This is a genomic window from Denitrobacterium sp., from assembly GCF_056180635.1.
This window is the reverse complement of sequence record NZ_JAZZJS010000008.1, coordinates 1-21770: the sequence shown is the minus strand read 5'-3', so window position 1 is coordinate 21770 and position 21770 is coordinate 1. Positions and strand designations below refer to the sequence as shown.

Genomic DNA, 21770 nt, shown 5'->3' with positions numbered 1-21770 from the left:
ATACAACGTGCCGAACGATTCGCAGCAACAAATTGGCTTTCTGAAAGTCTCTTCCAAGTCTTCTCCGGCTTCCGTAGCCGGTGCTATCGCCGGCATGGTGAAAGATGGCGTCGATGTCGAAATTCAAGCCGTCGGTGCTGGTGCTGTGAACCAGGCTGTTAAAGCTATAGCTATTTCGCGTGGTTTTCTTTCTCCCATCGGTATCGAAGTTGCCTGCATCCCGTATTTCGCCGATATTGTTATCGATGGTGAATACCGCACCGCCATACGCTTCAAGGTCATTTTGCATTATCTGAAGAATGGTGCCACCATCGGCGAAAACGTGTAATTTACTTTCTCGAGGTTTCACTTCATGTTTGAAAATACCACCTTCTGCATCACGACGTTCGGATGCCAGATGAACAAGCACGATGCCGAGCGGCTATCGGGGCTTATGTCGTCGCTGGGTTCCACTCCCGTTGAAACGAATGCCGAGGCCGACTTTTCCATTTTCGTGACGTGCTGCGTACGCGAAAAGGCCGATGAGCGCCTTATGGGCACGGTGGCCACGATGAAGAACGATCCCGTTCGCCCGGGCAGCCCCTTCGGCAAGCGCTTCGTAGCCATTGGCGGCTGCATCGGTCAGCGGGATGGCGAGAAGCTCCTCGACCAGCTCGAAAATGCCGATGTCGTTTTCGGCACGCATAACATGGAAGCGCTTCCGCATCTTCTGCAAGACGCGATCGAGGGCGGCATGCGCCGTTCCGAGGTGGTTGATGGACGCGCCGAATTCCATGATGACCTCCCCGAGGACCGCGAGCATCCTTGGGCTGCGTGGCTTCCCATTACCGTGGGCTGCAATAACTTCTGCACCTACTGCATCGTTCCGTACGTGCGTGGCCGCGAACTCAGCCGACCGCTCGAGGAGATCGCCCAGCAAGCGCAGGCGTATGTCGATGCGGGCGTGAAGGAGATTACCCTTCTGGGCCAGAACGTCAATTCGTACGGGCGCGACCTGTATGGAGAGCCGCGTTTCGCGCAGGTGTTGGACGCCGTATCCGCTACGGGCGTCGAGCGCATTCGCTTTGCCACAAGCCATCCGAAAGACCTCACCGACGAGGTAATCGAGCGCTTCGGCACGCTACCGAACCTCATGCCTGCGCTGCATCTGCCCGCGCAGAGCGGTTCTAATCGCATTTTGAAGGCCATGAACAGGCGCTATACCGTCGAGCATTATCTCGAGCTCATCGAGAAGCTCCGCCGCGTGCGTCCTGACATCGCCCTTTCCACCGACATCATCGTTGGCTTCCCAGGCGAAACGGAAGAAGACTTCCAGGCTACGTACGACCTGGTGGACAAGGTCGGTTACAACCAGGTGTTCACGTTCATCTACAGCAAGCGCGAGGGTACTCCCGCTGCGAAGATGCAGGACGACACGCCGCGCGAGGTTATCCAGGAGCGCTTCGACAGGCTCGTCGAGCTCGTTCAGCGCAATGCCGAGCAGCTCAACCTCACGCAGAACGAAGCCGGCGTGGTGCTTCCCGTGCTCGTGACGGGCGCGAGTAAGAACAATAGCTCCATCTTGGCGGGCAAAAGCCCGCGTAATCAGACGGTCCACGCGCGCGTGCCCGAAGGTATGAGCGCCGAAGACCTTGCGGGCTCCATCGTCGACATTCGCATCGACGAGGCCCATACCTGGTATCTCTGGGGAACGATGCTCTAATGCTGTGGCCTGCTGCCTCGGGCGATGCGAGCGAGGTGGTTTGCCCGCTCGACAAGCCGCTTATTTGCGTTGTAGGGCCCACGGCTTCGGGCAAGACGGCTCTTGCGCAGCATATGGCAGAACGTCTGCAGGGTGCCGTGATCAGCGCCGACAGCATGCAAATCTATCGTGGCATGGATATCGGAACGGGGAAGATTGCCCCGGCCGAGCGAACCGTCCCGTATTTCGGCCTTGACCTTGTTTCTCCTGGCAGCGCCTATTCTGCTTCGCTGTTCCAGGAATACGGCAGGGGAGTGGTGCTGGAATCGCATCGAAACGCAACGCGGCCCATCGTGTGCGGTGGCACGGGCTTCTACGTGCGCGCGCTCGTTGACGACTACGATTTCCCCGCAGGCGAGCAGGTGGGGAATGCCGTGCGTGATGAGTACAATGCGCGCATCGATGAGTTGGGCCCGGAGTCGGTCTGGGAAGAGCTCAAGCTCGCGGATCCTGCGTCTGCGGCTCTCATCAATGCGCATGATACGAAACGCGTCGTTCGTGCGTTCGAGCTTCTCGGCGAGGGAACGTCGTATGCCGAACAGCATGCGAAGCTTCATGCCATTGGGGCCTATTTTCCCGTTGCCATGATTGGCTTGCAAGTCGATCCCGAGATCCTGCGCGCCCGCATCGACGAGCGCGTCGATGCGATGGTCGATGCGGGGCTCGTGCGCGAAGTCGAGTCGCTTCTTTCCAAGGGGCTTCGCGAGGCGCTTACGGCCAACCAGGCCATTGGCTACAAGGAAATCGTGCAGTATCTTGATGGTGCGATTTCTCTTGATGAGGCCATTTCGCAGATCAAATTCGCCACGCATCGCTACGCGAAGCGCCAGCGCACGTGGTTCCGAAAAGACAAGCGCATTCATTGGATATGCGCAGACCGTGATGATGCCAGCGAGCTTCTTTGTCGCGCGTTGGAAATCGTGGATACTGAAGACAAAAACTCGGAAAGGGCTGCGCATGAAGCTTAATTTCACCAAGATGGATGGTCTGGGCAACGACTTCGTCATGATTGACGATATGAGCGCTTCCATCGAACTGGAGCCGCGTCAGATTGAGTACCTCTGCGATCGCCACTTCGGCATCGGCGGCGACGGCGTCATTCTCGTTCGTCCGAGCGATAAGGAAGATTGCGCTGGCTACATGCATTACTTCAACGCCGACGGAAGCCTTGCCCAGATGTGCGGCAATGGCGTTCGCTGCTTTTCGAAATTCCTCGTCGACCACGGCTATGTCGATGCGTCTGCTGGTTCGTTCGTTGCCGATACGCTTGCCGGCCGCAGGCCCATTTCGTTCGAAACCGATGCCGAAGGCAAGATGACGGTTGCTACGGTTGATATGGGCGAACCCATTCTGCAGCCTGCCGAGGTTCCCGTAGCGCTTCCCGCGAACGCTCAGTATGGCGATACGCCCTACGTGAGCGAAACTGCCGTCGACAGTCCCTGGGGTTCCTTCGAGTTCACCTGCGTGTCGATGGGCAATCCCCATGCGATTACGTTCATCGAGGATTTCGACGCGCTGCCTGACGCCATTTTCGACGATCCGGCTTGCAAGTCCCTCGAAACGCTCAATCTCAATACGGTCGGTCGCTTCTACGAGAGCAACGCGGCGTTCCCCGAAAAGGCCAACATCGAGTTCATCCAGGTTGCCGAGGATGGTCTGCATATGCGCGTATATGAGCGCGGCGACGGCGAAACGCTCGCCTGTGGTACGGGCGCGTGCGCGAGCAATGTCGCTGCCGCCCTTACGGGCCGTGCGGGTCGCGTGAACGACGTGCACCTGCGTGGTGGCGTGCTGCACATTGAATGGGCTGATAATGGCCACGTCTTCATGACGGGCCCTGCGGCCGCTTCCTTCACGGGCGAAATCGAAATCGACTAGCGAGCGTCTGTATGTCGGTGAACAAGAATCGTTTTCCACTTCGCGATACCGCCGAGGTTCCCGAGCGGGCGATTCTGGTTGGCATCGACCGACCTGGTTCATCCTGGCCGTTGCATGAGACGATGGCGGAGCTCGCGCGTCTTACGGCGACGGCTGGTGCCGAGGTTGTGGCGGAAACCACGCAGAAGCTCGATGCGCCCAATGCTCGCACCTTCGTGGGTAGCGGCAAGGCCGTGGAAATTTCCGAGCTCTGCACGGCATACAGTGCCGACATCGTGATCTTCGATGACGAACTTACGCCTTCCCAGCAGGGCAATTTGGAGAAGATCATGGGGCGCGATGTGAAGGTCATCGACCGCACGGCGCTCATTCTCGACATCTTCGCGCTCCACGCAACAACGCGCGAGGGGCGCTTGCAGGTGAAGCTCGCGCAGAATCAGTACCTCTATCCGCGTCTGCGTGGCATGTGGGCTCACCTGGCTAGTAACCGTATGGGCGGCGGCGTTGGCAGTCGTTTTGGCGAAGGAGAAAGTCAGCTGGAGGTTGACCGCCGCATCGTGCGCAACCGCATCACGTCGATTCGCCGTGAGCTTGCGGAGCTCGACAAGAACCGTTCCGTTCAGCGTCAGGTGCGCCAGGAAAGCGGCATGCTGCGCGTTGCGCTTGCCGGTTACACGAATGCGGGAAAGTCGAGCCTGCTCAATGCGCTTACCAATGCGGAAGTGCTGAGCTACGACAAGCTTTTCGCAACGCTTGATTCCACTACGCGCAAGTACACGCTGCCCGAGGGGCGCGAGATTACGCTTACCGACACGGTCGGCTTCATTCAGAAGCTTCCTACCACGCTCGTTGAGTCGTTTAAGAGCACGCTCGACGAAGTGCGCGAGGCGGATATCATCCTGCATGTGGTTGATGCTTCGTCTGAAAGCTTCGAGGGGCAGATGCGTGCCGTCGATGACGTATTGAATCAGATTGGTGCGCAGGATATTCCGTCTATTCTGGTGTTCAACAAGATTGACTTGCTTGACGAAGAGGGGCGCGAAGCGCTTGCGTACCACTTTCCGAACGCAATGCAGATTTCCTCCCTCACGCGTGAGGGCATGGATGCGCTCATTGGGCGCATCGTAAAGCTAGCTGCCGCCCAGGACGAGATTCTGCACGTGCTGGTGCCGTATACGCGTGGCGACATCGTTGCGTTGGCACATGAGCGCTGCTACATCGTGGAAGAGCATTATGACGAGCACGGCACGTGGATGACCATTCGCGTGAGCCCGTCGCTTGCGAGCAGGTTCGAAGCGTTTATCGAACGCGCCTAAAGAGCGCGACGACCTTGCCCACGATAGTGCATTCGCGCACGATGATGGGTTCCATGCTGGAGTTTTCGGGCTGCAGACGGATGTGGTCTGCCTCGCGGTAGAAACGCTTGACCGTTGCGCCGTCTTCCACGAGAGCCACGACGATTTCGCCGTTGTGCGCCGTATTCTGCTCCTTCACCACGATGTAGTCGCCGTCGTTGATGCCGGCCTCGATCATGGATTCGCCATGCACCGAAAGAAGGAACGACGCCGAATCGCCCACGATTTCCGTGGGGAGCGTGATGGTGCTGGTGATGTTTTCGTCGGCGAGAAGGGGAGTGCCGGCGGCCACATCGCCCACGAGGGGGAGTTCCACGACGTTTTCGTACGATGCGATGACCTGGGACTGACTTGCCGCGGGAGTGGGGGATTCGCCTGCGAGCGTGATGGAACGCGACTTCAGGGGGTCGCGGTGGATGTAGCCCTTGTCTTCCAGCGCCTTCAGGTGCACGTGAACGGTGGAGGGGGAGCTGAGGTTCATTCGTTCGCAGAGCTCGCGCACGGTGGGGCCGTAACCGTTTTCCTCGATGCAGGCGGTGATGCAATCGAGCACGGCCTGCTGACGTTTCGTGATGTCCTTTGACATATGCCCCTCCATACGAACAAATGTTTGATAATCTTGTTGACAAGAACTTATGTTCGATTTAGAGTATACACGAACAAAGGTTCTATGCAAGAGCAAGGAGGCAGAAATGAAGGACCTGAACGTCATGTATCCCATCGACGGAACGGCCGCACGTAAGCCTGATTGTTCTCGATACAGCAATGAAAACGAGCACATCATCGACTTTACGCGGGCGGTTGCGGCATACGAAAAGAAGCATGCCATCAACTCTATTGAAGATGCGTACAAGGCTCGAATGCGTGAGCGCGTGCAGGCGCGCTGCGCTCGCATCGCTTCCGAAAGCCAGATGATCACCGATTTTCGCTACGGCAACGTCAAGGGCATGCAGTTTTCCGATACTCGCATGAGCCATGTTCTGGTTGCCGGCGCTGTGTACGCTGCGCTAGGCATCGCCTTTATCTGCCTATCCCTCTAGGGCTCCCCAGATGCTGCGTTCTGTGGTAGCTGCGTAAACGGCCTGCGTCCGTCTGCGTCTCGGGCGCAGGCCAATAAAATACCCTGTTTCTCTCGAATCGGCTTCATATTGTCCCAGCTGGTATGGTAATCTAACGCCAAGCCGAAAGAGAGGAAGTCATATGCGCTGTCCATCATGCGGGCATACCGATTCCAAGGTTGTTGATTCCCGTCCCTCTGAAGACGGTACGAGCATTCGACGTCGCCGCGAATGCCTGAAATGCAATCGTCGCTTCACGACGTACGAACGTCTCGGCGAAAATCCTCTTGTGGTTCGCAAGTCCGACGGCACCTCTGAAGTCTACAGGCGCGATAAGATCCTCCGTGGTCTCTATATCGCCTGCGCCAAGCGCCATATCACGCCCGATCAGATCAATTCCGTCGTCGACGATCTTGAAACCGAGCTTAGGAACAAGAACTATACCGAGATTCAGTCGAAAGCGCTGGGCGACATGGTCCTGCAGCGTTTGAAGAATCTCGACGAAGTTGCCTATATTCGCTTTGCCAGCGTGTATAAAGACTTCAAGAACGTCGAAGAGTTCAATAAGGCCATCAAGGGTCTGTAAGTCCATTCGAAAGGTTATATATGTCTTCTCTTACGCTGCCCGTAAAGGTAGTAAACGATAACGCTGTGCTTCCGGAAACGGCATACGAGGGCGACGCGGGCATCGATCTTCGCTCCGTCGAAGATATTACGCTCCAGCCCTTCCAGCGCGCTCTCATCCATACGGGCATCTGCGTCGCCATTCCCGAAGGCTACGCAGGTTTTGTCCTTCCTCGTTCCGGGTCCGCCATCAAGCAGGGGCTTTCCCTGGTCAACGCCCCGGGTCTTATCGATAGCGGCTATCGCGGCGAGCTCATGTGCATCGCCATCAATCTCGATGCGAACGAACCCATTCATGTGAAAGTGGGCGACCGTATCGCGCAGCTGGTCATTATGGGCGTCGAAAACGTTTCTCTGCTCGTGCAGGACGAACTTTCCTCCACGCAGCGAGGGGAGGGCGGCTTTGGAAGCAGCGGCGTGAAATAGCCGCTGCATCATAGCCTTTCATGCAATACGCCCTCGTTGCACGACAATGGGGGCGTTATTTGTAACCGTTCTTCTACTTAGAGTTACTCTAAGTATGCTATAGTTCTCGTTAGAGTTACTCTAAGTAGAAATAGAGGACCCCATGGCTGCTGCAACGAAGAGCGAAGAGCGAAACGGCTATTCCATTACCGAAGTCGAGGATATGACGGGCATTACCGCTCATACGATTCGGTACTACGATAAATGCGGCTTTTTCCCGAACCTGCAGCGCGATTCGCGTGGGCGTCGTTTCTTCAGCGATGTCGATCTTCATCAGCTAACGCTCATCGAGGCATTGCGCTACAGCGGTCTGTCGATTGAGGGAATTGGTTACTTCGTCCGGATGCAGCTACGTGGCGCCGATGGAAGCAAGCAGCTCATGCGCGTTCTGTCCGAGCAGAGATTGTCTCTGGATTTGAAGATGCGCGAGATTGAGGAATGCCAGGCGGCTCTGGAAGCGTATGCGACTGAAATAGCCGATAACGCCAGGGTATAAGTAGTCGTCTGAAGATAAAACGGGGCCTTAGAACGGCTCTCATGGCCTTGGTGTTGTAAGCCCAGCTCAGACGCATAGTATTCCGCGCACGGCGCGTATGGTGCAATTTCTTGATATATAAATATCGGATAATATATATTATGTAAAGTAAGCCAAAATCAAACAATAGGTGTGGTTTTGCCGCTACTGCTCTTTTGGTTTGCTCAGGTAGATTGGCTGACGCGATAGATCAATGTGTGCCGTATATCTCTATGCTGCGCGATTGCTCTGTCCAACGACTGCGCATGTCTTCGGCGTTTGAAAACGTCGATTGCTTTTTCGCGCCGCACAATCTATACGCGCAGGCTTACTTCTCCAGACTGAAGCATCTTCTCGCTTCCGTCTTCGAAACGCACATGCAGCGACAGGTCGTCGTTGATGCCAAGGGCAATCGCCTGTTGTTCGCTCTTGCCTTCGATGACGGTAATGGAATTCCCCACTATGAACGAGCGGTCGCGGTATTCCTCGAGGTAATCGCCGAAGGCGCCATGCTCGTACATGGCTACGAATTCCTTGATGATGCAGCCTGCAAGAGCTGCGCGTGTTCCCTGCTTGATCTCGGTGGATATAGCTCCCGCACGCTTCCTGATGTCTTCGGGGAATCCCCCTTCGGGCTCGTAGACGTTCACGCCGATTCCCACGACGGCATATGTGAGCATGCCGGTTTCCAGGTCGGACGAGGCTTCGGTTAGGATGCCGCAGATCTTCTTTTCGCCCAGGTAGATGTCATTGACCCACTTGATGCTGGTGCATACGCCGAAAACCGAATCGACTGCACGGCACGTTGCCACGGCGGCGGCTGCGGTAATGCTCGTGGCGTCGGCGATTGCGATGTTCGGGCGAATGAGAATGCTGAGGTAGATTCCCTTGCCTGCGGGGCTGAAAAACGGCCTGCCGCGGCGACCGCGCCCTGTCTGCTGATTGCCTGCTATGATGGAGAAAACTTCGTCTTTTCCCTGTTCAGCGGCTGCCTTCACATCGATGTTGGTGCTTCCCGTCGTGGCAACGACGCACGTTTCCACGGGATAGCGCGCATCGGAGAGCGCCGCATCGACGTCCTGCTTGGTTACGATGTCCTGGTTCGCCGCGAGACGGTATCCCCTGTTGCGCTGTGCCTCCAGGATGTAGCCCTCATCTTCCAGGGCCTTCACGGCCTTCCAGATAGCGGCGCGTGATACTCCCAGTTCGGCTGCGGCAGCTTCTCCGGAAATCCAGGTATTCTGCTTCGAAGCCTGGGAAAGGAGGTCTAAGAGGGAATCTCGCGTGGACATGTGCGTTCCTTTGCATATATGGAGGGCGCACCGAAATCGATGCGCCCTACCCCTTCGTATTGCTTACGCTCTAGGAAAGGAGCTCGCGTGCGGCTTTGTCGAGAACCGCCGTGAGCTCGTCGGCTTCTTCGGCGGTTGCGCCGTTGCTGAACAGGTATGCCTTGATTTTCGGCTCGGTGCCGCTGGGGCGGATGATGACCTTGTTCATGTTGGGCAGGCGCAGCTCGATGACGTTCGCCTTCGGCAGGCCGTTGTAGCCATTTTGGTAGTCGATTACTTCTTCGATGGGCTGACCTGCGATTTCGGTGGGTGCCGAGTCGCGGAGCGCAGTCATGATACCAGCCATCTTGCGTGCGCCGTCGGCGCCGGGGAACGAAATGCTCACCGTCTTGTTGCGGAAGTAGCCGTACGTGCGATAGAGCTCGTCGATGGCCTGGGCCAGGTTCATGCCGCGCTTGCGATAGTGCTGCGCCATCTGGCAGATGATCATGCTGGCGCAGATGGAGTCCTTGTCGCGCACGTGCGTGGCGGCAAGGTAGCCGTAGCTTTCCTCGAAGCCCAGCACGAATGCCTCTTCGCGGCCTGCGTCCACCAGTTCGCTGATGATGTTGCCGATGTACTTGAAGCCCGTGAGGGTGCGCTGGATGCGAACGCCCCAATGGGCTGCGATCGTGTCAATCATGACCGTGGAGACGATGGTGCTCACCGCAACGGCGTCGCTGGGGAGCTTGCCCGTCTTGCTGCGCATGCGGCAGAGGTAGTCGAGCATGAGGATGCCCACTTCGTTGCCCGTGAGCAGCTGGTAATCGCCGTCGTTCTTCACGGCAATGCCCACGCGGTCGGCGTCGGGGTCGGTGGCCAGCAGCAGGTCGGGGTGTACGCGCTCGCACATCTCGATGCCCTTTTCCATCGCCTCGCGAATCTCGGGATTCGGGTACGGGCACGTGGGGAAATCGCCATTCGGTTCGGCCTGTTCGGGTACCACGGTAACGTCGGTTACGCCGATACGCTCGAACATCTTGGAATTGCATTCCAGGCCAGAGCCGTTAAGCGGCGTGTACACGAGCTTCAGGGAAACGTCGGATGCGTCGGGGTCGGCCATGCTCGCCCGAAGCTCGGCGTCGATGAATGCGTCGATGACGCTATCGTCGATCCACTCGATCAGGCCATCCTGCTCGTACTCCTCGAAGCTCTTCATTTCCAGGGCGCTGAACTCGTCGATGCCCGCGATGGCGGCGGAAATGTTGCTGGCTGCATCGCTCGTGATCTGGCAGCCGTCGGCGCCATAGACCTTATAGCCGTTGTATTCAGCCGGGTTATGGCTTGCCGTCATGCAGATGCCAGCCGACGTGCCCAGATGGCGTACGGCGAAGCTGAGCGCGGGCACGGGCTCGATGCGCGGATAGATGAAGCTCTTCACGCCCTGAGAGGCCAGGATGCGCGCGGTGTGATGCACGAATTCCAGGCCCATATTGCGACTATCGCGCGCAATGGCAACCGTGGGCTGCTCGAACGTCTCGTTCAGGTACGCCGCAACGCCCATCGTGGCCTTCCCCACCGTATAGACGTTCATGCGGTTGGTGCCTGCGCCCAGGATGCCGCGCAAACCGGCGGTGCCGAATGCGAGGTCCTGGAAAAAGGCATCGTCGATGGCGGATTCGTCTGCGCTTGCGAGCAGCGCGTCGAGCTGTTCCCGCACAGCGGGGTCGCTCACCTGCTCGTTCCAGCGATTTACAACATCTTCCCTGATCATGCGTGAACCTACCTATTCAGCGTATCCGTTGGGGTTGTTCTTCTGCCAGTTCCAGCTGTCGCGGCACATGGTCTCGATGCCGAATTCGGCCTTCCAGCCAAGCTCGGCTTCGGCCTTGGCGGCGCTTGCATAGCACTGCGCGATGTCGCCCGCGCGGCGCGACTTGATTTCGTAGGGCACGTCGACGCCGGTTGCCGCGATGAAGGCCTTCACGACGTCCAGGACGCTGTAGCCCACGCCCGTGCCGAGGTTCCACACGTGCACGCCCGTGGTGCCAGCGGTTGCCTGCAACGTCTTCACGTGGCCGCGGGCCAGGTCGACGACGTGGATGTAGTCGCGCACGCCCGTGCCATCGGGAGTGTCGTAGTCATCGCCGAAGACGCCAAGGCGCTCGAGCTTGCCCAGCGCCACCTGCGTGATGTAGGGCATGAGGTTGTTGGGAATGCCGTTCGGGTCTTCGCCCATCAGGCCGCTGGGATGCGCGCCAATCGGGTTGAAGTAGCGAAGGAGCGAGACGTTCCACTCGTTATCGCTTACCCACATGTCGTGGAGCATCTGCTCGAGCATCTTCTTCGTCTGGCCATACGGGTTCGTGGGGTTGCCCAGCGGGCATTCCTCGGTGATGGGCACGAATGCCGGGTCGCCGTAAACCGTTGCGGACGAGCTGAAGACGATGCTCTTCACGCCATGGTTGCGCATGACGTCGAGCAGGATCAGCGTGCCTTCGATATTGTTCTGGTAGTACTCCCACGGCTTCACGACGCTCTCGCCCACGGCCTTCAGGCCTGCGAAATGGATAACCGAGGAAATGTTTTCGGCTTCGAAGATCTGCTCGATAGCGGGGCGATCGAGCATGTCGGCCTTGTAGAAACGGGGACGCGTCCCCGTGATGCGTTCGATGCGGTTGAGGGATTCTTCCTTCGAGTTCGCGAGATTGTCGAACACGACGACATCGTAACCCGCGTTGATCAGCTCGACACAGGTGTGGCTTCCGATGAAGCCCGTGCCACCGGTAACCAGGATGGTTTCCATGCACGCTCCTTTGCGATAGATAGTAGGTATGGCAAAAAGCCCTATCCAGTGTAGCGCCTACGGTTCCATCACGCCCAACTTGCGTGAAATTATCACGTGCGCTTGGGGTTTACGGTATAGTACTAACGCGTTTACGAGCCTCGTTGAAAGAGTTTGCAACCCATGGTTGAAGATCGAGCATTCCAGCCTCTTACTCCCACGTTCATGATTCAGCTTGCCGCACCCCACACGTGGACGGCCTCCATCTTCCCCGTGTTCCTGGCCAGCTGCCTCGCTTTCGCGGCGAATGCTTCTGCGGGCAGGCCTACGAGCATTGTTTCCGTTGTGGTCCTTCTCGCCATCAGCGTGCTGCTGCAGAGCTCCGTGAACACCATCAACGACTATTTCGACTACGTGAAGGGCACCGATACCGAAGAGAACCAGCTCGACCCCACCGATGCGGTTCTCGTGTACAACAACGTGAACCCGAAGCACGTGCTCGTCTACGCCCTCTTGCTCATCGCCGTTGCGTTTGCGCTGGGCGTGTACTGCATCATCATCGCGGGAATCGTTCCGCTGGTAATCGCGCTCATCGGCGTCGCCGTGATATTCCTGTACTCGGGCGGCGGCCTGCCCATTTCGTACCTGCCGCTGGGCGAACTCGCCAGCGGGCTCACCATGGGCGGCCTTATCACGCTTGCCAGCTATCAGGTACTCACCGGCACGCTCGATTTCATGGTACTCGTGTATTCCATCCCCGAAATTCTGGGCATCGCCCTGATCATGCTCACGAACAATGGCTGTGACATCGAGAAAGATACCGAGGCGCATCGAAAGACGCTGCCCGTGCTGCTTGGTCACGAACGCACGGTGAAGCTCTATCACGGTATCATCTACGTGTGGGCGCTTTCGATTTGCGCGATTGTCCTCGTTGCGTTTACGCCGGGCGCCATCGTCCTGCCGTTCATGCTGTGCGCCGCCCATGCGCCTGGCCGTTTGCTTCTGGCCAATCCCCTTACCGCGCAGTCTCGTGCGGGCGCCTTTGGCCAGTGCTCCACGCTGAACATCCTGTTCGGCACCTTCTACGGGGCGTGCGTGCTCGCCTCTTCCGTGGCTCTCGTGCTCTAATTCGGAACTTAGAGTAACTCTAAGTCGATAATCCTATAGGTGATCGTGCCAGGGGATCTGGATGCGGTTGCGCAGGTTGCCGAAATCGGCCACCTGCATGAGCTCGGTGGGGCTGATGGGCTGAAATTCCGGAATGAGCCCGGCCTTATGGGCGATGGCCCCTATCACTCCCTGCGCGCTTCCGAATTCCTCTAGGAGCTGCTCGAGCGAAGCGTCATGATCGCGCTTGGAGAGCCTGCGATTCTCGCGCGCGACGAGCAATGGCACGTGCGCATAGGCGGGATGCGGAAGGCTCAGCTCGTCTTGCAGGAATATCTGCTGGGGCGTGCTGCAGAGCAGGTCCACTCCCCTCCCCACGAGCGTTACGCCCTGTTCGGCGTCATCCACCACCACGGCGAGCTGATATGCGAACGCGCCATCGCTGCGCCTGATGAGAAAGTCGCCGCAGTCGCTGGCGAGGTTTTGGCTATACGCACCCTGGAAAATGTCGTCGAGCGAAATGACGCGATGCGGCACCTCGATGCGCCATGCGGGCTTCCGCGTGCGAGAGCGCTCCTCGATGGCTTCCTGCGTAAGATGGCGGCACGTGCCCGGATACACGTGCTTCTCGCCCTTGTGGGGAGCCGAAGCAGCATGCAGGTCGGCGCGCGTGCAGAAGCAGGGGTACACGTTGTTTTTGCGTGCGAGCTGGTTGAACGCGTCGGCGTAGATGGCGGTGCGTTCGCTCTGGCGCATTATGGCGCCGTCCCAGCCAAGGCCGAGCATGTCGTAATCGCGCATGATCTGGTCTGCATAGGCGGGCTTGCAGCGCTGCGGGTCGAGGTCCTCTATGCGCAGCACCACTTCCCCGCCCTGGCGCTTGCAAAGCAGCCAGGTAACAAGGGAAGCGTAGATGTTCCCCGCATGCATGCGGCCCGTGGGCGAAGGCGCGAAGCGTCCCCGTACGATTGACGTGGCGGTATCTTCGGTGGGTTTGCGAGTCATGTAGGCGCCGCTAGCGGCGGTTCGCCTCGCTCGAAACGCTCTCTACTCCCCTATGGAATGCGTCGATGTTCATGTCGATGGTTTTCGGCGGAACCTTCAGGCGGATCTGCTCTTCCCAGCTTTCCAGGGAAAAGGGCATGTTCGCAGCGAGGGCGCCCAGAAGGACGACGTTCGCGCATTTGAGCGAGCCGGCTTCGCGCGCGAGCTCGTTGGCGGCCACGAGCTGGGCGTGGTATTCCGCCAGGCGCTCATGGACGCGCGTGGGCATGGAGGCCCGACCCGTGAGCACGGGAAGGGGCTTGATGGATACGTCGTTCACCAGGAGCTTTCCATCTTGCGCGAGGTATGGAAGATTGCGCAGCGCTTCGGTGGCCTCGAAGCAGAGCAGGTAATCGGCCGACGCGCGGTCGCATACCATCGACTGCACGCGCTTTCCCAGGCGCACGACGGTGGTTACGGAACCGCCACGCTGTGCCATGCCGTGAATTTCGGAAAGCTTTACCTCCAGGCCGTTGGAAATGGCCGTTTTCGCCAGAAGGTCGGCGGCGAGAATCGTTCCCTGACCGCCCACGCCCGCTAGCAGGACCGTGGTTGCGCCGTCGCTGTACACGCTCATCGAAGTGCTCCTTCCATGCGCACGATGGCGCCAAATCCGCAATAGCCCTCGCATTGGCCGCAGCCAACGCACTGTTCGGGGTCGATGACCGCCCCGCCCGTTTCTTCGACGCATGCGATCGCGGGGCAGCCAAGGCCCACGCAGACGCCGCAGGCGCGGCAATCGCCAGTGATGGAGAACGGAGCCTGACGCTCGAAGACCTTCTTCAGCAGAACGCAGGGGCTGCGGAAGATGATGACGGAGAGCTCTTCGGAATTGGACGTGGCAGCCTTGATGGCGGCGCGTACGTCCTTCATGACGTTCGGGTTTACCACCTGGATGTCTTCAATGCCCAGCGAACGGACCATGCCCTCGAGGTCGAGTTCGCGCGAGGGGCGGTTCTGCAGCGTGATGCCGTTGAACGGGTTGCCCTGGTGGCCCGTCATGCCAGTGGTGCGATTGTCGAGGATGCAGATCGTGCCCGCACCCTTGTTGTAGGCCGTGGAAAGAAGGCTCGTGAAGCCGGAATGGCCGAACGTGCTATCGCCGATGACGGCCACGACGGGATGATGGTTCGTGCCGGCAAGCGCCAGCTCGAAGCCATGCGCCATGGAGATGGATGCGCCCATGTCGAGCGTGGAATCCATGCCTGCCAGCGGCGGCACGGCGCCAAGCGTGTAGCAGCCAATATCGCCCGTGACGATGCATTTCGCGCGCACGAGCTCCTTGAATACCAGGCGATGCGGGCACCCGGCGCAAAGCGCGGGCGGACGGCCCGGCACGTCTTCCTGCGCGGGAAACTCCTCGGGCAGGGAAAGGCCAAACGCCGATTTGATGAGGCCCGGCGAAAGTTCGCCTTCCTTGGGGAGCGCATGGGCGCTGGGTTCGGAAACCTCTACACCTGTGGCTTTCACCTGCGTAGATAGGTAATCGGAACCCTCTTCCACCACGTAGAGCCTATTGACGTGGCTTGCGAGCCTTTGCATGAGGCCCGATGCGATGGGCCAGGTGATGCCGAGCTTCAGGATGGAGGCATTGGGAAGCGCGTCGCGCACGTACTGATACGATGCGCCAGCGCATACGATGCCGATTTCCGAGTCGTTCAGCTCGAGGCGGTTGAGCGAGCTCGTTTCCGCCCATGCCGTAACCTGCGCGATGCGGCCGTCGAGCGACGTGCGGCGCGGCTTGGCGTACGCGGGCATCATGACCCACTTGGCCGGGTCCTTCTGGTACGGAATGAGCTCGCGCTCTTCGCGCTCCCCCACTTCAACGGGGGATTTGGCGTGGCTCACGCGTACGGTGCTGCGCACGAAGAACGGGATGTCGAAACGCTCGGAGGCGTTGAAGGCCTCGATGGTGAAGGCGCGCGCTTCGGCGGAGTCGGAAGGCTCGACAACGGGAATGCGGGCGCCCTGCGCATGGAAGCGCGTGTCCTGCTCGTTCTGGCTGGAATGCATGCCCGGATCGTCGGCGGCGAGCACCACCAATCCCCCGTTCACGCCCGTGTAGGCGGCCGTGTAGAGCGGGTCTGCCGCCACGTTCACGCCCACGTGCTTCATGGTGGCCAGAACGCGCGCACCGGCGGCGCTGGCGCCCACGGCGACTTCCACCGCGACCTTTTCGTTTGCGCACCATTCGGCGTATACGTTGTCCTTCGCGCCGAACGATTCCAGGGTTTCCGTGCTGGGTGTACCCGGATAGCCAACGCCTATGCGCGCGCCTGCTTCCCAAGCGCCTTGGGCGATGGCCTCGTTACCGGATAAAAGCTGCATGCTAACCCTTTCTCTCGAGCGTGTGCGGCGGTTATTCGCTGTACAGGAGGCAGAAAGCCCCAATCTGAACGATGTCGTCGTTTTCGAGCACGCGCTGCGCGACGTTCTCGTTGTTGATCCAGACGCCGTTGAAGCTATCCTCGTCGCGGATGGCGAAGCGATCGCCCACGGGCGTAACCACGGCGTGATGGCGGGATACCGTCATGTCGTTCAGGAAGATATCGCATTTCGGGGAGCGGCCGATGGTGAGGTCGCGCGCCTCGAGCGGGTATTTCGTATCAATCTGCTGCGGCCCGCGCACTACCGTGAAGGATGCGCTGGGAGCGGCGACGGGAGCGGCGTGCGCGCCCTGGCTATCGCGGGGAGCGTCGTCGTCGAGGTTGATTGGCTGGAACTTCTGGGTGGAGCCGGTGAGCTTGAAGCCGCACGACGGACACGCCGCATCCTGCGGCTTCACCGGACCATTGCATACGGGGCATGTTTCCATGTGACATCCTTTCACGCGGAGTCTTGCTATGCGGCAGAAAGACTCGACTTATCGTAAATGAGCTCAACTTCGTTATAGCATACGCTATCGGCTACTCCGTCATCGCCAGAAAAGCCCCCTATCAGGCGAGACCACCAGATTCCCAGCGCCTCGAGCGGGTTGGGCGCAGCCACGTCTTCGGTGGCGACGAGGTTCGCCGTGCCGATGACTTCGTTTTGCTGGTAGTACGTGATGGTGCCCACCACGTCTCCCGCCTTCACTGCGCCGTTGATGTCGTAGTACTGAACGCTCTGGCTCACGTTGCCCGCGAGCGCGAACACGCGGAACGTGAGATTCGGATTCTCGAGCGTTGCGGGAACCGTCTTGTCCGTCCAGGCTGCATCGGCCACTTCGGCTACGAGCGGCACGGTAACGCCGTTCGAGTTCACCGTGGTCTGCGTCGACTGCGCAGCGGAATAGTCAACCATGTTATCGAACGCCCAGTCCCAGAGCGTGGACGTATCGGTGAAGCGCATCGAAGACGAGGTGGAGTTCAGCACGGCGGAAACAAGGCGCACGCCGTCCTGCTCCACGGCGCCGGCAAAGCACTCGCCCGCCGCGTCGGTAAAGCCGGTTTTCACGCCAAGGAGGCCGTCGTATACGCCGAAGAGCTCGTCAGTCGATTCGAGCTCCACGCCCGTTTTTGCCCCATCGCGCGTAACGGTAACGGTGCCGCCATCCTGGCTGGTGATCGAGCGAATCGCGTCGATGCTCATGGCGTAATTGGCCAGCGTTGCAACGTCGCGCGCGGTGCTGTAGAGCTCCTGGTTGGCGTACACGCCGTCGTCGAGGCCGTGAGGATTCGCCCACAGCGAGTCGTTCATGCCCAGCTTGGCGGAAGTGTCGTTCATGGCCTGCACGAATGCCTCTACCGATTCGCTCTGCGAGGGCGAGCCGTTCCCCTGTTCTTTCAAAATGAGGGCGCCCACCGACTCGGCGATGGATTGCGCGGCGTCGTTGCCGCTGGGCCAGAGCATGGCCTTCAGGGCTTCCTGGAGCGTGAGCTTGTCGCCTTGCTGCAGGCCCGCGGAAGACTCGCCGATGGCGGCAGCGGTGCTGCTCACGGTGATTTCGGTGTCGAGGCTCGCGTATTCCACGGCGGTTACCGCGGTCATGACCTTGGTGATGCTGGCGATCTGCACGTGCTCGTCGGCGTTGCGCTCGAACAGCACGTTGCCGTCGGAATCCATGAGCAGCACCGACGTGGCCTCCACGCTGGGGCACTGGGCTGCCGAGAGATTGCGATTCGCCACGGTTTCGCCCGCGATGATGTCGCTCTTCTGCACGTTCGCGTATGCCGTTGCAGGCGAAAGCGCCAGCGTGGCGACAAGCGCAAGCGCGGCGACGAGACAGGCGGATATGGCTCGTTTGTTTGAAAGAATCAAAACGTATGCCCTTTCTAGCTCTTCGTTCCCACAACGACAACTTCGTTGACGGCAACGTATGTAGATTGGAACAGGTCCTTATGCAGGACATTCCCTTCGGAATCCTTCACCGTGCGCGTGACGCTGATGCTCGAGCCGTTCTTTCCCTCGGTCTGAACGTACTGCGTTCCCGCAGCTACGGTGTCGTCATAGGTGTAGGTAGTGCCATACTGCGCGCCGTCTTGCCATTCTCCCGTCTCGGTGGAAACGCTGTAGCCAGGGTCGACGCCATAGATGGTGGCGGTAACGGACGTGCTCGTGTACGACATGTCCAGCAGCACGTCGGATGAGCTGTCGTTCGTCCATTTCAGGTCGGGCGAAGGATAGCTGATGGCTGCGTCGCGCCCAGCTGGATACGAGGCGATGTAGCTGGAATGGTTGTGGCGTTCCTTGATGGGAAAGCCGGCGTTGTAGGCGGCATTGAAGACGGTCGTGGCCACCTGGCAGATGCCGCCGCCGAAGTCTTCCTCGCTCACGCCGTTCACCACGACGCCTGCGACCATGAATCCAGCCGCTTCGTTGCACTCGCCTGCGATGTCGTTGAAGCTCCACACTCCCCCGCTGCTGCTCACGATGGACTCGTCCAGCAAGTCGGCTGCGAGGTGGATGTTGTGGTTGCGCGCTTCGGAACGTGCGGTGTATTCCGTGGTATAGGAGCTGATCTTCGTGACGATGCCAAGCGAAATGGCATCGTCGAGCGCAATGTGACCAGGCATGTCGACGAGCTTCAGCGTTACGGTTGGCGTGCTGGAAGGTGCCGCGCCGCCGAAGAGCGCGTTCGTGATCTGTGCTACGGCGTCGTCGGTTTCGGGCATGAGTCCGCCCGAGGTGACGTTCACGAAAATGCCACTGTCGTCTTTGCCGAACTCGATGGTGAGGTTTTCGGTGTCTACCGCGTTAAGCGAATTGGTCACCAGGTAATGCTTTACTTTCGAGCTGTCTATGGCGGGCGTAAGGCTATACGAGCCGTCGCTTTCCTGCACGACGTCGGCGCGAATCATATCTCCCAGGTCGGAAGCGGTGGCGTGCCACTCGTTGCCCTCTTCGACGAAGTCGAGGCCCTGCGCGATGGCTGCGTTGATCGCATCGCACGTAGCCTGCGCTTCCTCGGCGTCGATCTTCATCGGCGTGAACACCGTCTTGGCCACGAAAGCCCTGGTTACAGAATCGTCGCTGGTCAGCAGCGATGAAAGCTCGCTGGCAAACCACGAGCGGTCGACCATCATGCCGTCGTGGCCATCGGTAATGGTGGCCTTGCCCGAAGTGATGGAAATGCCGTAGTTCACATACGGGTCGCCGATTGAGGCATCGATCTGGCCCGCAAGCCATTCGAGGTCTTCCTCCCCGAACGACACGACGACGTCGAGCGCGCGCGACCCGAAGAAGAGGCCGATGCGGTCGAAGATGCCCGCGCGTCCTTCGGCCATGGCGCTGTCAATGAGCGCTTCGTAATCGATGGAGGCATTGAGGCGCGAGGCGTCGGTCGTCCAGACTTCGGTGGAAGCCAGCTCTTCCTCGACGGTGGTCTCGTCGCTCGACTGGACATTGGTGTAATGAAGCGCCATACCTTGCTCGCTCGCGTAGATTTCCACGTCGGAGCTGGTGAGTCGAGGGTCGTATACGCTGCGCACGGCATCGATGGCTTCGTCGCGCGTCATGCCCGCAACGTCGATGCCGCCCACGGACACGTTGGGCATGACCTTTCCCCACCGCATGACGTAGTCGCCCGCATAGCATACGCAGTTGAACAGGACGAACACGACGAGGATGGCGGCGAGAATCGCGGTTTTCGGATGGCGTGCGTGAAGCGCGCCGAACAGGTTGCCAATTCCCTTGCCGATGAGGGCGAGCAGCGATGCGATCGCTCCGAGAATGGTTAGGATGAGGCCCTTGTTCTGCTGTGGCTTCTTGGGTGCTCGGTTAGCGCTGCGCCCCTGCTGGGCGCGGGTGGCGCGGCTGGCGTTTCCGCGCGTTGCCTGCGTCGAGCGAATGCTGCGCGTTTGCTGCGTACGCGTGCGGGAACGAGCTTGGCTTGATGTGCGCGTGCTGGAACTGCGATTGGAAGTGCTGCGCGAGGACGAGCGCGTGCTTGAAGAGCGCGACGACTGGGCACGACGCGACTGCGCCGTGTTGGCGTGCCTTCCGGAACGCGAAGACGCGTTCCTCGACGAGGAGCGGTTGTGCCGAGGCTCGGACATGGCTATGCGACGGCTTTCTTCGCCTCGGCCAGCTTGCTAAGCGCGGTGCGAATGTAGTACGTGGTGGTGAAGGCGCCTAGAACGAGGCCAGCATAGATGAACCAGATGGCCCAGCAGACGTCGTTGCCGTTGAAGCCGGGGAGCCAGGCGAAATCGCACCAGCTCAGGCCGGGAATAAGCGGAGCATTCAGCACCAGGCCGGCAAAGCCCACGAAGAAGAACGTCGTGGCCACTTTGCCAGGATAGATGACGTCGACGCGCACGTTCCAGCGCTTCAGCAGGAATGCGTATCCGCCCATGAGCAGGATGTCGCGACCCAGCACGAGCACGATGATCCACAAGGGGATGCGACCCGTGAGATATACGCCCAGCACGCCCAGAATCATGAGGAGCCTGTCGACCGCGGGGTCGAGCATGCGGCCGAGCTTGCTTACCTGGTTGGTGCGTCGCGCGATTTGGCCGTCGATCCAGTCGGTGCATGCGGCCAGCGCGAAGAGCACCGTGGCAACGATATTGTTGCCCTGCATGAGCGTGACGAAGAACGCTGGAATCATGCACAGGCGCACGAAGCTCACCGCGTTGGGGAGCGTGAGAATAGCATCAGAGGGGTTCTGAGGCGTGCCGATATTGTTCTCGTTTACGTGCGTCATAATCCTGCGTTTCTGCTCATCAAAACAAAAAGAGTCGGATGGGATAAACATCCGACTCTCTATTGTAGCGAAAAACGCCTGCCTATTCCTTTGCGGCCTCGCGTTCCGCTTTGGCTTTCATAGCAGCTTCAAGTTTCGCCTTCTTAGCTGCTTCCTTGGCTGCTTTCTCCTCTTCGGACTCTTCGGGCTTGGTGAAGGTCTCCACTTCCATGGCGCGCAGGGGCTTCTGGTACGCCGGGTCCATCGTGAGGCACTTCTTCGGGCAGGCGTACGCGCACGAACCGCACTGCACGCAGCTGAAGTGGTTGATTGCCCAGGTACCGGCCTTCTTGTCGACCGTGATGGAGTGCGACGGGCATGCCTTCTGGCAGATGCCGCACAGGATGCACGCCTTCATATCGTTCTCGATATGCCCCTTCAGGCCGGCCGGAGCGGGCTTCGTCTCGAAGGGATACAGGACGGTTTCGGGCTTCTTGAAAAGCGAGCCCAAGGTCATTTTTCCGAGTTTGAAACTACCCATGGCCCTACCTTTCCGTGCAGCTGATGCAGGGGTCGATCGTGAGCACGATCATGTTCACGTCGGCAACGTCGCATCCCTTCAGCGCCACGGCCATGCCGGCCAGGTTCTGCGAAGTGGGCGTGCGCATGCGCATGCGGTCGAGGTACTTGGTGCCGTTTCCCTTGGCGTAGTAATAACACTCGCCACGCGGTTGCTCGAGAACGTTGCAGGCTTCCGAGTCGACCGCCGGGGCACCCTTCACGGCAACCGCTATGTCGCCGTTGGGCAAGCGCGCGATGAGCT

General features: G+C 59.4%; 23 protein-coding genes. 10 read left to right on the top strand and 13 right to left on the bottom strand.

The genetic code is table 11. From position 1 onward, the window contains the following. Positions 1-7: 7 nt before the first annotated feature. The 5 genes from AC04P6_RS00670 to hflX are packed head-to-tail and all read left to right on the top strand — an operon-like array spanning position 8 to position 4935. Positions 8-328: a stage V sporulation protein S gene (locus AC04P6_RS00670; RefSeq protein WP_066662499.1), complete on the top strand. Its 321-nt coding sequence runs from the start codon at positions 8-10 to the stop codon at positions 326-328. Positions 329-352: 24 nt separating this feature from the next. Continuing rightward, positions 353-1702 carry a tRNA (N6-isopentenyl adenosine(37)-C2)-methylthiotransferase MiaB gene (miaB, locus tag AC04P6_RS00665; protein WP_475564664.1) on the top strand — a complete coding sequence of 450 codons (1350 nt, stop codon included), beginning with the start codon at positions 353-355 and terminating at the stop codon, positions 1700-1702. Further along, positions 1702-2709: a tRNA (adenosine(37)-N6)-dimethylallyltransferase MiaA gene (gene miaA / locus AC04P6_RS00660; RefSeq protein WP_475564663.1), complete on the top strand. Its 1008-nt coding sequence runs from the start codon at positions 1702-1704 to the stop codon at positions 2707-2709. The genes miaB and miaA overlap by 1 nt, the downstream gene beginning before the upstream one ends. Then, positions 2699-3619 (top strand): diaminopimelate epimerase, encoded by a 921-nt coding sequence (gene dapF / locus AC04P6_RS00655; protein WP_475564662.1) that lies wholly within the window; start codon positions 2699-2701, stop codon positions 3617-3619. The genes miaA and dapF overlap by 11 nt, the downstream gene beginning before the upstream one ends. Positions 3620-3636: 17 nt before the next feature. Next, positions 3637-4935 carry a GTPase HflX gene (gene hflX / locus AC04P6_RS00650; protein WP_475564661.1) on the top strand — a complete coding sequence of 433 codons (1299 nt, stop codon included), beginning with the start codon at positions 3637-3639 and terminating at the stop codon, positions 4933-4935. On the opposite strand, the gene lexA is transcribed toward hflX, so the two are convergent. Further along, entirely contained in the window at positions 4919-5560 is a 642-nt protein-coding gene (gene lexA, locus AC04P6_RS00645; RefSeq protein ID WP_475564660.1) for a transcriptional repressor LexA, read from the bottom strand. The genes hflX and lexA overlap by 17 nt on opposite strands. A 106-nt stretch (positions 5561-5666) precedes the next feature. On the opposite strand from lexA, the gene AC04P6_RS00640 reads away from it, so the two are divergent. The 4 genes from AC04P6_RS00640 to AC04P6_RS00625 all read left to right on the top strand — a co-directional run bounded on the left by AC04P6_RS00640 (position 5667) and on the right by AC04P6_RS00625 (position 7617). Further along, complete coding sequence (locus AC04P6_RS00640) at positions 5667-6014, top strand: hypothetical protein (RefSeq protein WP_475564659.1); 348 nt, start codon at positions 5667-5669, stop codon at positions 6012-6014. A 160-nt stretch (positions 6015-6174) separates the two neighbouring features. Continuing rightward, complete coding sequence (nrdR, locus tag AC04P6_RS00635; protein ID WP_475564658.1) at positions 6175-6618, top strand: transcriptional regulator NrdR; 444 nt, start codon at positions 6175-6177, stop codon at positions 6616-6618. Positions 6619-6638: 20 nt separating this feature from the next. Continuing rightward, on the top strand, positions 6639-7082 hold the full coding sequence (gene dut, locus AC04P6_RS00630) for a dUTP diphosphatase (RefSeq protein ID WP_475564657.1): 444 nt from the start codon (positions 6639-6641) through the stop codon (positions 7080-7082). A gap of 142 nt (positions 7083-7224) precedes the next feature. After that, a complete protein-coding gene (locus tag AC04P6_RS00625) occupies positions 7225-7617 on the top strand; it encodes a MerR family transcriptional regulator (protein WP_475564656.1) in 393 nt (130 codons plus the stop codon). A 332-nt stretch (positions 7618-7949) separates the two neighbouring features. On the opposite strand, the gene AC04P6_RS00620 is transcribed toward AC04P6_RS00625, so the two are convergent. From AC04P6_RS00620 to galE, 3 genes are all read right to left on the bottom strand, one after another. Then, positions 7950-8927 carry a biotin--[acetyl-CoA-carboxylase] ligase gene (locus AC04P6_RS00620; RefSeq protein ID WP_475564655.1) on the bottom strand — a complete coding sequence of 326 codons (978 nt, stop codon included), beginning with the start codon at positions 8925-8927 and terminating at the stop codon, positions 7950-7952. 70 nt (positions 8928-8997) lie between these two features. Continuing rightward, positions 8998-10680 carry a phospho-sugar mutase gene (locus AC04P6_RS00615; protein ID WP_475564654.1) on the bottom strand — a complete coding sequence of 561 codons (1683 nt, stop codon included), beginning with the start codon at positions 10678-10680 and terminating at the stop codon, positions 8998-9000. Between the two features lie 12 nt (positions 10681-10692). Next, positions 10693-11712, bottom strand: coding sequence for a UDP-glucose 4-epimerase GalE (galE, locus tag AC04P6_RS00610; RefSeq protein ID WP_475564653.1), 1020 nt, complete (start codon positions 11710-11712; stop codon positions 10693-10695). A gap of 162 nt (positions 11713-11874) precedes the next feature. Between galE and AC04P6_RS00605 the strand changes: the two genes are divergently transcribed. Further along, a complete protein-coding gene (locus tag AC04P6_RS00605; protein ID WP_475564652.1) occupies positions 11875-12819 on the top strand; it encodes a UbiA family prenyltransferase in 945 nt (314 codons plus the stop codon). A 33-nt stretch (positions 12820-12852) separates the two neighbouring features. On the opposite strand, the gene gluQRS is transcribed toward AC04P6_RS00605, so the two are convergent. The 9 genes from gluQRS to AC04P6_RS00560 form a co-directional block, all read right to left on the bottom strand. After that, positions 12853-13803, bottom strand: coding sequence for a tRNA glutamyl-Q(34) synthetase GluQRS (gene gluQRS, locus AC04P6_RS00600; RefSeq protein WP_475564651.1), 951 nt, complete (start codon positions 13801-13803; stop codon positions 12853-12855). Between the two features lie 10 nt (positions 13804-13813). Next, entirely contained in the window at positions 13814-14419 is a 606-nt protein-coding gene (locus AC04P6_RS00595) for an indolepyruvate oxidoreductase subunit beta (RefSeq protein WP_475564650.1), read from the bottom strand. After that, a complete protein-coding gene (locus AC04P6_RS00590; RefSeq protein WP_475564649.1) occupies positions 14416-16170 on the bottom strand; it encodes a thiamine pyrophosphate-dependent enzyme in 1755 nt (584 codons plus the stop codon). The genes AC04P6_RS00595 and AC04P6_RS00590 overlap by 4 nt, the downstream gene beginning before the upstream one ends. A gap of 31 nt (positions 16171-16201) precedes the next feature. Then, the gene (locus tag AC04P6_RS00585) at positions 16202-16657 is read right to left on the bottom strand and encodes an FHA domain-containing protein (RefSeq protein WP_475564648.1); all 456 of its coding nucleotides are present in this window, start codon (positions 16655-16657) and stop codon (positions 16202-16204) included. Between the two features lie 26 nt (positions 16658-16683). Then, entirely contained in the window at positions 16684-18081 is a 1398-nt protein-coding gene (locus AC04P6_RS00580) for a D-alanyl-D-alanine carboxypeptidase family protein (RefSeq protein WP_475564647.1), read from the bottom strand. Between the two features lie 14 nt (positions 18082-18095). Continuing rightward, positions 18096-20318, bottom strand: a complete 2223-nt coding sequence (locus tag AC04P6_RS00575) for a VanW family protein (protein ID WP_475564646.1) — start codon at positions 20316-20318, stop codon at positions 18096-18098. Between the two features lie 2 nt (positions 20319-20320). Further along, a complete protein-coding gene (locus tag AC04P6_RS00570; RefSeq protein WP_475564645.1) occupies positions 20321-20968 on the bottom strand; it encodes a CDP-alcohol phosphatidyltransferase family protein in 648 nt (215 codons plus the stop codon). An 82-nt stretch (positions 20969-21050) separates the two neighbouring features. Then, positions 21051-21488 (bottom strand): 4Fe-4S dicluster domain-containing protein, encoded by a 438-nt coding sequence (locus tag AC04P6_RS00565; RefSeq protein ID WP_475564644.1) that lies wholly within the window; start codon positions 21486-21488, stop codon positions 21051-21053. Between the two features lie 4 nt (positions 21489-21492). Continuing rightward, the coding region (locus tag AC04P6_RS00560; RefSeq protein WP_475564643.1) for an NADH-quinone oxidoreductase subunit D-related protein at positions 21493-21770 on the bottom strand (278 nt) is incomplete at its 5' end.

Coding starts and splice junctions, on each gene's coding strand:
- miaB (WP_475564664.1), top strand. CDS start 353: ATGTTTGAAAATACCACCTTCTGCATCACGACGTTCGGATGCCAGATG.
- miaA (WP_475564663.1), top strand. CDS start 1,702: ATGCTGTGGCCTGCTGCCTCGGGCGATGCGAGCGAGGTGGTTTGCCCG.
- dapF (WP_475564662.1), top strand. CDS start 2,699: ATGAAGCTTAATTTCACCAAGATGGATGGTCTGGGCAACGACTTCGTC.
- lexA (WP_475564660.1), bottom strand. CDS start 5,560: ATGTCAAAGGACATCACGAAACGTCAGCAGGCCGTGCTCGATTGCATC.
- AC04P6_RS00640 (WP_475564659.1), top strand. CDS start 5,667: ATGAAGGACCTGAACGTCATGTATCCCATCGACGGAACGGCCGCACGT.
- nrdR (WP_475564658.1), top strand. CDS start 6,175: ATGCGCTGTCCATCATGCGGGCATACCGATTCCAAGGTTGTTGATTCC.
- dut (WP_475564657.1), top strand. CDS start 6,639: ATGTCTTCTCTTACGCTGCCCGTAAAGGTAGTAAACGATAACGCTGTG.
- AC04P6_RS00625 (WP_475564656.1), top strand. CDS start 7,225: ATGGCTGCTGCAACGAAGAGCGAAGAGCGAAACGGCTATTCCATTACC.
- AC04P6_RS00620 (WP_475564655.1), bottom strand. CDS start 8,927: ATGTCCACGCGAGATTCCCTCTTAGACCTCCTTTCCCAGGCTTCGAAG.
- AC04P6_RS00615 (WP_475564654.1), bottom strand. CDS start 10,680: ATGATCAGGGAAGATGTTGTAAATCGCTGGAACGAGCAGGTGAGCGAC.
- galE (WP_475564653.1), bottom strand. CDS start 11,712: ATGGAAACCATCCTGGTTACCGGTGGCACGGGCTTCATCGGAAGCCAC.
- AC04P6_RS00605 (WP_475564652.1), top strand. CDS start 11,875: ATGGTTGAAGATCGAGCATTCCAGCCTCTTACTCCCACGTTCATGATT.
- gluQRS (WP_475564651.1), bottom strand. CDS start 13,803: ATGACTCGCAAACCCACCGAAGATACCGCCACGTCAATCGTACGGGGA.
- AC04P6_RS00595 (WP_475564650.1), bottom strand. CDS start 14,419: ATGAGCGTGTACAGCGACGGCGCAACCACGGTCCTGCTAGCGGGCGTG.
- AC04P6_RS00590 (WP_475564649.1), bottom strand. CDS start 16,170: ATGCAGCTTTTATCCGGTAACGAGGCCATCGCCCAAGGCGCTTGGGAA.
- AC04P6_RS00585 (WP_475564648.1), bottom strand. CDS start 16,657: ATGGAAACATGCCCCGTATGCAATGGTCCGGTGAAGCCGCAGGATGCG.
- AC04P6_RS00575 (WP_475564646.1), bottom strand. CDS start 20,318: ATGTCCGAGCCTCGGCACAACCGCTCCTCGTCGAGGAACGCGTCTTCG.
- AC04P6_RS00570 (WP_475564645.1), bottom strand. CDS start 20,968: ATGACGCACGTAAACGAGAACAATATCGGCACGCCTCAGAACCCCTCT.
- AC04P6_RS00565 (WP_475564644.1), bottom strand. CDS start 21,488: ATGGGTAGTTTCAAACTCGGAAAAATGACCTTGGGCTCGCTTTTCAAG.